The following is a 12,863-nucleotide window of genomic DNA, read 5'->3' as shown; positions in this document are numbered from 1 at the left end:
TGGCAAGCACCAAGGCAATAAAAAAGCGCGACCCGGGTCGCGCTTTTTGCTGTCTGTCATCGGGCTACCAGCGGTAGGTCTTGAGCAACTGCTCCAGCGTCTTGCACTGCTCGACCAGCTGGCGGCTGGCCAGGTTGGCGGCATGGGCCTGGCCCAGGGTGTCGTTGGCGCTGTTGCGAATGTCGCTCACCGAGCGATCGACCTCGCTGCAGACCCTGTCCTGCTCTTCGGCGGATTGCGCCATCTGGGCATTGAGATCATTGATGCTGGCGATGCGCCCAATGATGTTCTGCATGGCCGCCAGGGTGGCCTCGGTCTTGTGAATGCTCTCGTCGGCCTTGGCTTTTGCATCCCCGATCACCACAACGGCGCTCTGCGCCTCTTTTTGCAGGGCGGCGATCATCTGGGAGATCTCCTCGCTGGCGGCGCGGCTGCGGTTGGAGAGGGCCCGCACCTCGTCCGCCACCACCGCAAAGCCGCGACCCTGCTCGCCGGCACGGGCCGCCTCGATGGCTGCGTTGAGGGCCAGCAGATTGGTCTGATCGGCGATCCCCTTGATCACCTCCAGCACGCCGTCGACGGCGAGGCAGCGGTTGTCGAGCTGCTGGATCACTTTGTCGACCCGCTCTATCTCCTCCGACATCTCGTCCATATCGGTGATGGAGCGCTGGGCGAGGCGGCTGGTCTCGGCGGCATCCTGATTGGTGAGGGCGGAGAGCTCGGCGCTCTTGCGGGCATGTTCGCGTACCTCGTGGGAGCTGGCGGCCAGCTCACTCACGGCGGCGGCCACCTGGGCGGTCATGCTCTCCTGCTGGCGGGCCGCTCCTTCGGTACGGGTCGCGACCTCGCTTATCTGGTTTGACTCCTGATAAAGCTGATGGGTGGCACTCTCGACAGATTGCAGGCTGTGGCGAAACCCCTGCACCATGTCGCTGACGGCACGGGTCATCTGGCCCAGCTCATCCTGGCTGCGATTGATGAGGGGGAGGGAGAGATCCCGCTCCTTGGCCATGCGGGTCATATTGAGCTGCAGATGACGAACCGGACGCTTGATGTAGCGCTGCAGCACCCACCAGAGCAGGGCGAAGCCGAGGCTGAACACGGCGGCCAGACTGCCGCTCAGGATCAGGTTGTTGCGATGGATTTCACTGAAGGTATGACTGAGATCGTAACTGATCCGCACCGCCCCCATGACGGTTCCCTCCGCCACCTGGTGGCAGGTGGTGCACTGGGTACCGCGATACTCCTTGTAGGCCTTGAAGGGTTTTATCAGGGTGAGCTGGTTGCCCTGTTGCTCGAAGACGACCTCGCCCTGCTTGATGGCGCGCTCATCCAGCGCATCCGCGATTTTCTGATCCGGATGACCCGCCCCGAACAGATCGCTCACGGCGGGGGCGCGAATGACCCTGGCCTCAACGATACCCTGTTCGCTCTTGAGCTTGGTCTGCACTATCTGTCGATTGGCCATGCCTCCCGTCATCATCAGGACGTTGAGCTGATCCATGTAGGTGTTGGCGGCGCTCTCCACCTTTTCGCCCGCCAGCCGGATGGCGAGATCCCGCTGCAACCAGGCGGAGAGTTCAAAACTGAGGGCAAATGTGCAGCCGATGACCAGGGTGAGGGGGAGGAACATTTTCCAGTTGAGAGACAGGTTTTGCATCGTTGGCAGAGTCCATGCACAGGTAAGCGATCGTCAATGATTGGCATCTTTCCCCGATGAATCATGGTCGAGAGGGGGAGATGACTTTCTATCGGCACACCCTACCTCATCTTGAGTAACTTATCTGTTAATTAGATCGACATTAGCAGTTAATGACAGGTAGCAAATCAGGGCTCTCTGACCCTGAGTTGATCCAGCACAAACTTGAAGTTAATTGATAGTGGTTATCATTTGCGTTATTTCAGATGGTAATCCTGCAACGATGACAAGAGATCTGACGCCGACCATGATCGGCATGGCGACTCCCGATCCCCTTAAATTTGCCTTCAGTGGCAAAACCTCGGCCCATGCCAGCCGGGGCGGTGTGCGCCCCCTGTCCCTCGACGAAGCCGCCTGGCAAGCCTGGTGGCAGCAAGAGAGTGAAGCCGACGAGCGGGCCCTTTACATCCACATCCCCTTTTGTCGCAAGCGATGCAGTTTTTGCAATTTTTTTGAAAATGGCGCCAATCCGGCGCGCATGAGCCGTTATATGGCGGCCCTGTGTGCCAGTCTGAACGCGGCTGCCGAGACCCCGTTGGGCCAAAGCAAACCTTTCTCTGCCGTCTATGTGGGCGGGGGCACCCCCACCGATATGGCGGTAGAGGATCTGGCCCGGCTGGCCAATGCCATTGGGCACTTTCCGTTGACCCCGGATGTGGAGGTGACCTTGGAGGGGCGTCTCAACGGGTTTGACGAGGCCAAGTGGCAGACCGCCCTGGCAGGGGGCTTCAACCGTTTCTCGTTTGGCGTACAGAGTTTTGATACCGGCGTGCGCCAGCAGGCGGCCCGTTTTGATGACAGGGAGACCCTGCTGCGCCGACTCGGCGAGCTGACCCGGGACGATGCGGCCGTGATCGTGGCCGACCTTATCTTCGGTCTGCCCGGGCAGGATGACGAGGTATGGCGCCAGGACATCAGCGACGTGATGGCAAGCGGGGTGCACGGGGTGGATCTCTACCAGCTCATCGCCATGACAGGCACCAATCTCGAGCGGGCCGAGGCGAAAGGCAAGCTGGGCTGGTCGGCCGATGGTCAGCAGCGAGCCGCCATGTACGCCTATGGTGCCAGCCAGCTGGAGCAACAGGGGTGGGAGCGCCTCTCCTGCAGCCACTGGCGACGCAGTAACGCAGAGCAGAGCCGCTACAACCAGATGGCCAAGCGCGGGGCCGAAATCCTCCCCTTTGGCGCGGGTGCGGGGGGCAGCATTCATGGTCACGGGGTGATGAATGGCCGCGATCTTGACGGTTGGCACAACGCATTGGCCAAGGGTGAGCGGGCCCCAGGCATGGTGATGAGCCGCAACCCCGACGCCCGGATAGACGGACTGTTGCGAGGCGCCCTCGATCGCGGTTGGCTGGCCCTGGCGAGCCTGCCTGCGCCGCTGCGTGCACATCTGCAGCCGTTGTTTGAGGGGTGGCAGCGAAACGGGCTGGCCAGCTTGACGGACGAGCGGCTGGCGCTGACCCTGGCCGGGCGCTTCTGGAACGTCAATTTGCAGGCGGGGCTGTTCGAGTTTTTGCAGCATCGCCCGCTCGATGGTAGCCAGATTGCACGTCATCCTGGCAAGCATCCCGGTAGCGTGCGCCATTCCCTGGTGTAGGGGCTTTTGCCCGATCGTCAAAAAGCACAAAGGGAGCCGAACTGGCTCCCTTTGTTTGACTCAGCAGCATGGCAACGCGGGACGAATTACTCGTCGTCGCTCTCCTGATAGCTGTCCCGCTGGGCTTTGGGCAGGCGGCGCATGGGGGCAAACCCGACGTCCTCGCCCACCACTTCCCGCTTGCGAGACTTGTTTTGAGGAGACTGAGCCGGCTTCTTGGCGCCATCGCCCTTGGCTTTGCCTGCGGCGGGTTTGCCCTTGCCACCCTTGGCATTGGCGCCGCCACGGGCACGCGGCGGGTTTTGTACCGGCTTGCTGCCGGGCAGAGTCTGGCGGCTCGGTTTGCCGCTCGGCTCATACCCGTCGAGGATCTCCACCGACAGGGACTGGCCGATCAGGGATTCGATGGCCTTGAGCTGACCCAGCTCGTCCTGGCTCACCAGGGAGATGGCCTCGCCGCCGCGACCGGCACGGCCGGTGCGACCGATGCGGTGGATGTAGTCCTCCGCCATCTGGGGTAGTTCAAAGTTGATCACATGGGGCAGTTGATCGATGTCGAGGCCACGGGCGGCGATGTCGGTGGCGACCAGCACCCGTACCTTGCCTTCACGAAAATCGGCCAGCGCCCGGTTGCGGGCACCCTGGCTCTTGTCGCCGTGGATGGCGACGGTATCCAGGCCATCTTTTTGCATCTGGTGGGCCAGGCGATCGGCGATCTGCTTGGTGCGTACGAACACCAATACCCGTTGCCAGTTGCCGCGGCCGATCATGTGGGAGAGCAGCTCGCGGCGCCGTTCCCGGTCGACCTGGATAATGCGCTGGGTCACCTGCTCGGCGGCGGTGTTGCTGGGGTCGACCTCGATCAGGGTGGGGTCGTTCAGCAGATCGTCTGCCAGCGCCTTGATGTCATCCGAGAAGGTGGCGGAGAAGAGCAGAGTCTGCCGCTCGGCGGGCAGCGCCTTCATGATGCGGCGGATGTCGTGGATAAAGCCCATGTCGAGCATGCGGTCCGCCTCATCCAGCACCAGCACTTCCAGCTCGTTCAGAGTCAGAGCGCCCTGGGTCAGCAGATCCAGCAAACGGCCCGGGGTAGCTACCAGGATATCGATGCCAAGCTTGATGGCGTCCAGATTGGGCTTGATGCTGACGCCGCCGTAGGCGATCAGGGTACGAAACGGCAGGTGATGGGCATATTTGATGATGCTCTCGCCCACCTGGGCGGCGAGCTCGCGAGTCGGGGTGAGCACCAGGGCGCGTACCTGACGGCGGCCACGACCATGATTGGCCAGCAGGCGCTGGAGCATGGGCAGGGTGAAGCCGGCCGTTTTGCCTGTGCCTGTCTGGGCGCCGCCGAGCACATCCTGACCGGCCAGAATGGCCGGAATGGCTTGCTGCTGGATGGGGGTTGGCTGTTCGTAACCCAGCTCCTTGACGGCCCGCAGGATGTGCGGAGACAGACCCAGTTCATTGAATGACATGTTCGAGAGAAACTCCTCTGGTGAGCACCTGGCTCAACGGATGGCCGGTGCCTTGGCACCCGCCACAAGATAGAAACGATAACGGGGGCGCAATATAGCAGAAGTGCGGCCGCTGCGCAGTAGCTGTCGCACCGGCCGTCATGCCAAGCAGGCAGGTAGGCGTCAGAGCAGAGCGCGGATTTGCTCGGTCAGGCTCTCCGGCTTGGTGGTGGGGGCGAATCGGTCCACCACGTTTCCATTCCGGTCGATCAGAAACTTGGTGAAGTTCCACTTGATGTTTTCCAGCCCGAGCAAGCCCGGCTTTTCTTTCTTTAACCACTGGTAGAAGGGGTGGGCCTGCTCGCCGTTGACCTCGCACTTGGCCATGATGGGGAAGGTGACCGGATAGTCGAGGGAACAGAAGCGGGCGATCTCCTCGGCATCCCCTGGCTCCTGCTGGCCAAACTGGTTGCAGGGAAAGCCCAGGATCTCCAGCCCGGCCGGGCCCAGATCCAGATAGAGGGCCTCGAGCCCGGTGTACTGGGGAGTAAAGCCGCAGCGGCTGGCGACATTGACCACCAGGATCACCTTGCCCGCCAGCTGTGCCAGCGGGTAGGGGCTGCCGTCGAGGCGTTGCAGAGTCAGGTCGGGCAGGGGCATGGCATCTTCCTTGTGTGGATTGCAAACCGGAATGGGGATTACGGTATCGGGCGACTCTGTCTGGGGCAAGTGGCTGCACCGGGCGGCGCCGAGGCATGCGGCCGTTATCACATTTTTGGCACTGGCCTTGAGTCGATGCGGGGCGGGATCACAACCGGCGCGAAAAAGGCGCGCGAAATCCGGCAGATCACGTATTGATGATGGGACTTCTCAAGATAAGCAAACCGGTTTGTGCGCCGGCCGGGAAGTCGCTAAAAAGCGCTCTCTTTTCCACTTGTTGCGAGTCAATCTTGGACTATCAAGCCGTCATGGATGCCATTTACACCCGGGGGTGGGTGATAGTGGATGATTTTTTAACCGCTGCCGAGGTGGATGCCCTCAAGGCCTGTCTGCCAGACGAGTGGCAACCGGCGGGTATAGGGCGCGAGGCGCAGCATCAGGGCAACCGGGACATTCGCCGGGATCAGATCCACTGGCTGGAGCCTTCCCTCGGCGCGCCCGTGGCCGATTACCTCGCCCGGATGGAGTCCTTGCGTCTGGCTGCCAATCGCATGCTGATGCTGGGGTTGTTCGATTACGAGGCCCACTTTGCCCGCTATCGCAGCGGCGATTTTTATGCCACCCATCGCGACGCCTTCGCCGGTCGCTCCAACCGGCGGCTCACCTCCGTCTTCTATCTCAACAACGACTGGCAGCCAGAGGCGGGCGGGATGCTGCGAATGTATGACAACGACGAGCAGTGGCTGATGGATGTCTCGCCCAAGGGGGGGCGGCTGGTGCTGTTTTTATCCGAAGAGTTCCCCCATGAGGTGTTGCCCGCCAATCGCGAACGCTTCAGCATCGCTGGCTGGTTTCGGGTCAATGGCAACGGCGTGGGTCGGGTCGACCCGCCGCGCTGAGCTCTTTTTCCCCATTTTTGACACATGGCCGCTTTTTTGCGGCCAGAAAGGGGGGCGTGGCGGCCCCATCAGCTGACAAGGCTTTGTCTCCCTTGCTACACTGGCGCGCACTTATGTTCGTATCTGGCTTCGTCCGTTTTTTAATGCGACTGGATTTTAAATGGTGATGGCGAAGCCGCTTTTCCCAAGGGATCACATCTAATGAAGAACATGCATGTCTTGCTGCTGTGCGGCGGCGGTGGCTCAGAGCACGAAGTCTCTCTGCGCAGCGCCAATTTCCTCGAAAAACAACTCGGCCTGTTGCCCGGTGTCGAAGTGACCCGGGTCGAGATGTTTGCCGACCGCTGGCTCAGCGCCGATGGTCGCGAGTGCAAGCTGGGGCTGGACAAGCTGCTCTCGTTTGACAGCGTGGCCCGTCCGGTGGACTACGTGGTGCCCTGCATTCACGGCTACCCGGGCGAGACCGGTGATCTGCAATCCTTCCTGGAGCTGGCCGGCCTCCCTTATCTGGGTTGCGATGCCGAGGCGAGCAAGATCTGCTTCAACAAGATCAGCACCAAGCTGTGGCTCTCCGCTCTCGGTATCCCCAATACCCCCTATCTGTTTTTGACCGAACAGAACGAGGCGAGCCTGGCCGAGGCCAAGGCAGCCCTGGCCAAGTGGGGCAAGGTCTTTATCAAGGCCGCTTCCCAAGGCTCTTCCGTGGGGTGCTACTCCGCCAGCAACGAAGCCGACCTGGTGCAGGGCATCAAGGACGCCTTCGGTTACTCCGAGCAGGTATTGATTGAAAAAGCGGTCAAGCCGCGGGAGTTGGAAGTGGCGGTGTACCAGTACGGTGACGAGCTGGTGGCCACCTATCCTGGCGAGATCTGCGTGCCGCAGGACAAGTTCTACACCTATGAAGAGAAGTACAGCAACGCGAGCCACACCGAGACGGCCCTGCGTGCCGAAGGGTTGACCCAGGCGCAGGCTGACGCCATCCACGAATACGCCCTCAAGGCATTCCGTCAGCTCAACCTGACTCACCTCTCTCGCGTCGACTTCTTCCTGACCGAAGAGGGGGAGATCCTGCTCAACGAGATCAACACCTTCCCGGGCATGACCTCCATCTCCATGTTCCCGAAACTGCTGGAGCATCACGGTCACAACTTTGCCCACTACCTTGAGCAGATCCTGCGCAAGGCCAGTTAAGGCGTACGTCACGCTCATCGAAACAAACATCCCCGCCAACCGGCGGGGATTTTTTTATCTGATAGCTGACGGCGCAAGCTTCGCGCGAAAACTCGTCAGTGGCGGGGATTACCCCTCTATCTTCTCGACCCGCACCTGCAGGCTGCCTTGTGCCAGGGTGGTGACCAGGCTATCCCCTGCGCTCACTTGGGCGGCGTTGCTAATCACCTCGCCGCGTGGGGTGCGGGTGATGGAGTAGCCGCGCCCCAGGGTGGCGAGCGGGCTCACCCCGTCGAGACGGGCAGTGAGCATGGCGAGGCGATGGCTCGCCAGATCCCGGCGCTTGGCGATCAGCGCATGGAGGCGTTCCTCGGCCAACTGGTGGCGGCGCTTGCCGGTGGCCAGCAGCCGCTCCGGACTCTTACCCTGCAGGCGCAGCTCGAGACTGGCGAGGCGCCGCTCCCCCTGATGCAGGCGTTGGCGCAGCAGTTGCTGCAAACGGGCGGAGAGCTCGTCGAGGCGTTGGGATTGCTGTTCCAGCCGCCGCTTGGGATCCTGATGGTCGAGCCGCTTTTGCAGCAATACAAAACCGTGGCGGGCCGCAGTCTGATGGCGGTTTATGGCCTGCACCAGCCGCTGCCTGAGATGAACGAGGCGCTGGGCGCGGGCGCTCTGATCCGGTGCCACCAGCTCGGCGGCGGCCGACGGGGTGGGGGCACGCAGGTCGGCGGCAAAGTCGCTGATGGTCACATCCACCTCGTGACCCACCGCGCTGATCACGGGAATGGCGGAGCGGGCGATCGCCCGGGCGACGGCCTCTTCGTTGAAACACCAGAGATCTTCAAGGGAGCCGCCGCCGCGACCGACGATCAGCACATCCACCTCGGCGCGGCGATTGGCCTGGGCAATCGCAGAGACGATCTGGCTGGTAGCGGCGCTCCCCTGAACCTGGGTCGGGTAGATAAAGACCGGCAGATCCGGCGCGCGGCGCTTCAAGACCGTCAGCATGTCGTGCAGGGCGGCGCCGGTGGCAGAGGTAACCAGCCCCACGGCGCGCGGCTCGCGGGGGAGTGACCGTTTGCGGCCCTCGTCAAACAGCCCCTCGGCGCCAAGGCGGCGCTTGAGCTCTTCAAAGCGCAGAGCCAGCACGCCATCTCCGGCGGGTTGCATCGATTCGATGATAAGCTGGTAGTCGCCGCGCGGCTCATAGAGGGAGACCCGCGCCTGCACCAGCACCTGCATGCCATCTTGCGGGCGAAACGCCACCCGACGGTTGTTGCCCTTGAACATGGCGCAGCGCACCTGGGCGCTGAGATCCTTCAACGAAAAATACCAGTGGCCCGAGCTTGGCATCGCCAGGTTGGAGAGCTCCCCGGTCAGCCACACCAGTCCCAGATCCTGCTCCAGGATCATGCGCACGGCGCTGTTGAGGCGGGTAACGGTAAAGACCTGCTGCTCGCGGCCATTGGCCGCACTGGATGGGCTAAATCGGTTCAAGGGGGATCCTGTGATTGTCTCAGGCCGGGCCAGAGGGAAAACAATGGTGGCTATCTTAACCTGAAACGGCCGCCGGGAGGAGCAAGAGGGGCCTTGTGCCGTGCAAATCGAAGGGGATTGGTCGCCTGTTTGCCACTTGTTGAGCAAGGGGCATCATGAACCATATTGGTAAACGCGGCGCTGCGGAAGGCGGGAACAGGGTTTACCCCGGTGGGGGGAGGGTGCAAAAGAGCAGGTGCGGCGTGTCAGCAGAGGCTGTCCACGCCGCCGGGTCTGGTGGCCCTTATATCGCCTCTACTGTTTCACCCTGATGGTCGGGTACGCGCCATTTCAGTACTTCGTCCAGCGACATGGGCTTGGCAAACACATAACCCTGGATCAGATAGACTCCATGCTCGGTGAGATAGTCCAGTTGCGCCTGATTCTCGACCCCCTCGGCGATCATCTCCATTTTGGATTGATGGCCAAAGGCGATGATGGCGTCGAGCACATTGCGCTTGAGATCCGAAGTGCCGATGGTATCGATAAACATCTTGTCTATCTTGATGCTGCGGATCCCCAGTTGCTGCAAATAGGCAAAGCCGCCATAACCGGTGCCGAAATCATCGATCTTGAAGTGATACCCCCGCAGCCCCAGATTGGCCATTTCACGAGCCGCATGCTTGACGTCCGAAATGGGCAGGCGTTCGGTGAGCTCAAAGGTCAGGCGGTCGGGATCGGGCCAGCGCAATTGTTTGAGCATGTCCTGCAGATGGGTCTGCTGCTCGACATGGGCGGCAACCAGATTGACGCTGACCCAGTGGGAGTCGGGCAGTTTTTTGAGATCCTCCACAATCTGGCGCACCATCTGGGTCGTCATCGGCAGGATCAGCCCCTGGTTTTCCGAATATTCGATAAACATCCCGGGGGAAATAAAGGTATCGCCCCGGCGCCAGCGCAATAATGCCTCATAACCCACGACTTCATTATTCCGGCTATCGACGATGGGTTGATAGAAAGGAATAAACTCACCTCTGGTCAGCCCCATTTTCAGCAACCCGTCGAGAGAGTTTCGATAATTTCTCAGGGTCCAGTAGCCACCTACCAACAGAAGGCCAAAGAGCAACGAAAATATCAGGCCATAATAGTAAGTCTGCTGGCTGGCATAATAACGAAGTTCGTTGCCCCCCCAGATAGTCTGTTTGACTTTGTTGTATTCGTCGTAATCGGTCAGCGAGAGCGGATTGGGCTGCTGGGTGATGGCTTTATTACCACGAGGCAACAACAGCTGCTCCATTATCGCGTCATTATCGCGGCGAAATTCCACATAGAAGCAATCCTCGCAGGGGACTGCCAATAATTCATTGGCCCAGCTGTTGTTCAGAACCCAATAAGCCAGATTGCCGGCCTGCCTGGAATAGATCAGCACCTCGGGTTCACTGTTGGCAGAATGTTGGGTCGTTGCAAAATGAAGCGTTGCAGCCTGATCACTCTCCTGGACGTCGGTCAGCACGGGCAAATCAAACCCCAGGGTCGAACAGCCACCTCCCTGGCTCGGGTGCAGGCCGGCGAGGCGGATATGGCGACTGTAATAATCGGGATTACGCAGCAGGGCGACATCTTCCGGTCCGCAGTCAAACTTGAAGTGGGAAAGCTGGGCCAGAATGTTCTGCTCCAGATTCTTGTTGCGCTCCAGTTGGTATTCCAATAGCTCCTGGCTCTTGGTCTTCAGCAGATGATAGGAGACGAAGGAGGTCAACAGGGGGTTGAGCAGCAATACGAGCAGGACTGGGGTGAGCAAGAGTCCAAGGCATATCCAGACAGACGTGAATCGCGACATACATAACCTTCCTGGTAATCGAGCCAAAACGAGATGGCACAGCTGTCATCACAGACCTAGTTGTATCACGTTGGATCATCGCCCGGCAGCGAATTTTTCCTGTGAATGTGATGCCGGGCGAAGAGAGAGTGGAAGCGCCGTAACGTAACACTTTTTACCGCATGTTTATGTTGGTCCAACGAGGCTTAAAGGCCATCAAACCCATCATTATTATGTTTATTATCATATAGCGTCGTCGCCTATTTACTGCCTGACGAGCGCCATCTCGTTGAATGAAGTGATGTTGTGTCATTGAGGTTGGGAAGGAGGGGAGGGGCAACAATGGCAATTTGCATAAAACAGCAAACTGATCGCTCTTTTGTCCCAGAATGGTCATTTCCAGAGTGATAATCTTGGTTTTTTGGCCTCTTGGCGTACCAAAAGAGGGCTACGCCATAAAAAATTCAAAAAACTTCTTTACCAGTGACCAATCCGTGAGTAAACTTCGTCGGCAATATTTTACACCCCCACTTCCCTAACGGTGAGATATTGCCATGCTCAGGATTGCCAAAGAAGCGTTAACCTTCGACGATGTATTGTTGGTTCCCGCCCACTCCGAAGTTCTTCCCAATACTGCCGATCTGCGTACCAAGCTGACCTCTTCCATCAGCTTGAACATTCCCATGATCTCCGCTGCCATGGACACAGTGACCGAAGCCCGTCTGGCTATTGCACTGGCCCAAGAAGGCGGTATCGGCTTTATCCACAAGAACATGTCCATCGAGCAGCAGGCTGCCGAAGTGCGCAAGGTCAAGAAGTACGAGAGCGGTGTGGTCTCCGACCCCGTGACCGTGCGCCCCGACATGACCATCGCCCAGATCAAGGAGCTGAGCCACAAGAATGGTTTCGCCGGTTACCCCGTGGTGACTGACGGCAACCAGCTGGTGGGCATCATCACCGGTCGTGACGTGCGTTTTGTCACCGACCTCTCCCTGACCGTCGAACAGATCATGACCCAGAAAGAGCGCCTGGTGACCGTGCGTGAAGGAGCCCCTCGCGAAGAGGTGGTTGCCCTGATGCAAAAGCACCGTATCGAAAAGGTGCTGGTGGTCAACGCTGATTTCAAACTCAAGGGCATGATCACCGTCAAAGACTTCCAGAAAGCCGAGCGCAAGCCCAATGCCTGTAAAGACGACAAGGGTCGCCTGCGGGTCGGTGCCGCCGTCGGTGCCGGTGCCGGCAACGAAGAGCGCGTCGCCGCCCTGGTGGAAGCCGGTGTCGATGTCCTGCTGATCGACTCCTCCCACGGTCACTCGCAAGGTGTGCTTGAGCGCATCAAGGCGACCCGTGAAGCCTATCCCGACCTGCAGATCATCGGTGGCAACGTGGCAACTGCCGCTGGCGCCAAGGCGCTTGTCGCCGCCGGCGTCAACGCCGTCAAGGTCGGTATCGGCCCGGGCTCCATCTGTACTACCCGTATCGTGACCGGTGTGGGTGTGCCCCAGATCACTGCCATCTCCGACGCCGTTGACGCGCTGGAAGGCTCTGGCGTACCCGTGATTGCCGATGGCGGCATCCGCTTCTCCGGCGACATCGCCAAGGCCATCGCCGCCGGCGCCAGCTGCGTCATGGTGGGCTCCATGTTCGCCGGTACCGAAGAAGCGCCGGGTGAAATTGAGCTCTATCAGGGCCGCTCCTTCAAATCCTACCGTGGCATGGGCTCTTTGGGCGCCATGTCCAAGGGCTCCAGCGATCGCTACTTCCAGACCGACAACGCCGCCGACAAGCTGGTGCCGGAAGGGATCGAAGGGCGCGTACCTTACAAGGGCCGCCTCAAAGAGATCATTCACCAGCAGATGGGCGGTCTGCGCTCCTCCATGGGCCTGACCGGCAGCGCCACCATCGACGACATGCGCACCAAGGCCGAATTCGTGCGCATCTCCGGCGCCGGGATGAAAGAGTCCCACGTCCACGACGTGACCATTACCAAAGAAGCCCCCAACTACCGGATGGGCTGATGAAAGACGGGGCTGCGGCCCCGTTTTGTCACCGTTTTTTATCCCCACACCAGCATGATGCAGGA

General features: G+C 60.2%; 9 protein-coding genes. 4 read left to right on the top strand and 5 right to left on the bottom strand.

All coding sequences use genetic code 11. The annotated features are described in order from the left end of the window. Positions 1-64: 64 nt before the first annotated feature. Positions 65-1,660 carry a methyl-accepting chemotaxis protein gene (locus tag ACB028_RS11535; protein ID WP_371144338.1) on the bottom strand — a complete coding sequence of 532 codons (1,596 nt, stop codon included), beginning with the start codon at positions 1,658-1,660 and terminating at the stop codon, positions 65-67. Positions 1,661-1,922: 262 nt separating this feature from the next. On the opposite strand from ACB028_RS11535, the gene hutW reads away from it, so the two are divergent. Next, positions 1,923-3,299, top strand: a complete 1,377-nt coding sequence (hutW, locus tag ACB028_RS11530; protein WP_371144337.1) for a heme anaerobic degradation radical SAM methyltransferase ChuW/HutW — start codon at positions 1,923-1,925, stop codon at positions 3,297-3,299. Between the two features lie 86 nt (positions 3,300-3,385). Here the strand turns inward: hutW and ACB028_RS11525 are convergent, their stop codons facing one another. After that, entirely contained in the window at positions 3,386-4,777 is a 1,392-nt protein-coding gene (locus ACB028_RS11525) for a DEAD/DEAH box helicase (protein WP_371144336.1), read from the bottom strand. 162 nt (positions 4,778-4,939) lie between these two features. Beyond that, the gene (locus ACB028_RS11520; RefSeq protein ID WP_061475318.1) at positions 4,940-5,416 is read right to left on the bottom strand and encodes a glutathione peroxidase; all 477 of its coding nucleotides are present in this window, start codon (positions 5,414-5,416) and stop codon (positions 4,940-4,942) included. Between the two features lie 290 nt (positions 5,417-5,706). Between ACB028_RS11520 and ACB028_RS11515 the strand changes: the two genes are divergently transcribed. Both ACB028_RS11515 and ACB028_RS11510 read left to right on the top strand, forming a co-directional pair. Next, a complete protein-coding gene (locus ACB028_RS11515) occupies positions 5,707-6,315 on the top strand; it encodes a 2OG-Fe(II) oxygenase (RefSeq protein ID WP_342016663.1) in 609 nt (202 codons plus the stop codon). 201 nt (positions 6,316-6,516) lie between these two features. Continuing rightward, on the top strand, positions 6,517-7,506 hold the full coding sequence (locus ACB028_RS11510; RefSeq protein WP_042029184.1) for a D-alanine--D-alanine ligase: 990 nt from the start codon (positions 6,517-6,519) through the stop codon (positions 7,504-7,506). 108 nt (positions 7,507-7,614) lie between these two features. Here ACB028_RS11510 and xseA read toward each other — a convergent pair whose 3' ends face one another. Together xseA and ACB028_RS11500 are read right to left on the bottom strand one after the other, a co-directional pair. Further along, a complete protein-coding gene (gene xseA, locus ACB028_RS11505) occupies positions 7,615-8,982 on the bottom strand; it encodes an exodeoxyribonuclease VII large subunit (RefSeq protein ID WP_371144335.1) in 1,368 nt (455 codons plus the stop codon). A 283-nt stretch (positions 8,983-9,265) separates the two neighbouring features. After that, entirely contained in the window at positions 9,266-10,801 is a 1,536-nt protein-coding gene (locus tag ACB028_RS11500; protein ID WP_371144334.1) for an EAL domain-containing protein, read from the bottom strand. 533 nt (positions 10,802-11,334) lie between these two features. Between ACB028_RS11500 and guaB the strand changes: the two genes are divergently transcribed. Next, on the top strand, positions 11,335-12,798 hold the full coding sequence (gene guaB / locus ACB028_RS11495; protein WP_371144333.1) for an IMP dehydrogenase: 1,464 nt from the start codon (positions 11,335-11,337) through the stop codon (positions 12,796-12,798). The last annotated feature ends 65 nt before the right edge of the window (positions 12,799-12,863 follow it).

Origin of the sequence: Aeromonas sp. S9(2024) (assembly GCF_041403185.1) — a bacterium.
Lineage (GTDB): Bacteria > Pseudomonadota > Gammaproteobacteria > Enterobacterales > Aeromonadaceae > Aeromonas > Aeromonas enteropelogenes.
This window is presented reverse-complemented; position numbering and strand designations above follow the sequence as displayed.

Coding starts and splice junctions, on each gene's coding strand:
- guaB (WP_371144333.1), top strand. CDS start 11,335: ATGCTCAGGATTGCCAAAGAAGCGTTAACCTTCGACGATGTATTGTTG.
- ACB028_RS11510 (WP_042029184.1), top strand. CDS start 6,517: ATGAAGAACATGCATGTCTTGCTGCTGTGCGGCGGCGGTGGCTCAGAG.
- ACB028_RS11500 (WP_371144334.1), bottom strand. CDS start 10,801: ATGTCGCGATTCACGTCTGTCTGGATATGCCTTGGACTCTTGCTCACC.
- ACB028_RS11525 (WP_371144336.1), bottom strand. CDS start 4,777: ATGTCATTCAATGAACTGGGTCTGTCTCCGCACATCCTGCGGGCCGTC.
- hutW (WP_371144337.1), top strand. CDS start 1,923: ATGACAAGAGATCTGACGCCGACCATGATCGGCATGGCGACTCCCGAT.
- ACB028_RS11535 (WP_371144338.1), bottom strand. CDS start 1,660: ATGCAAAACCTGTCTCTCAACTGGAAAATGTTCCTCCCCCTCACCCTG.
- ACB028_RS11520 (WP_061475318.1), bottom strand. CDS start 5,416: ATGCCCCTGCCCGACCTGACTCTGCAACGCCTCGACGGCAGCCCCTAC.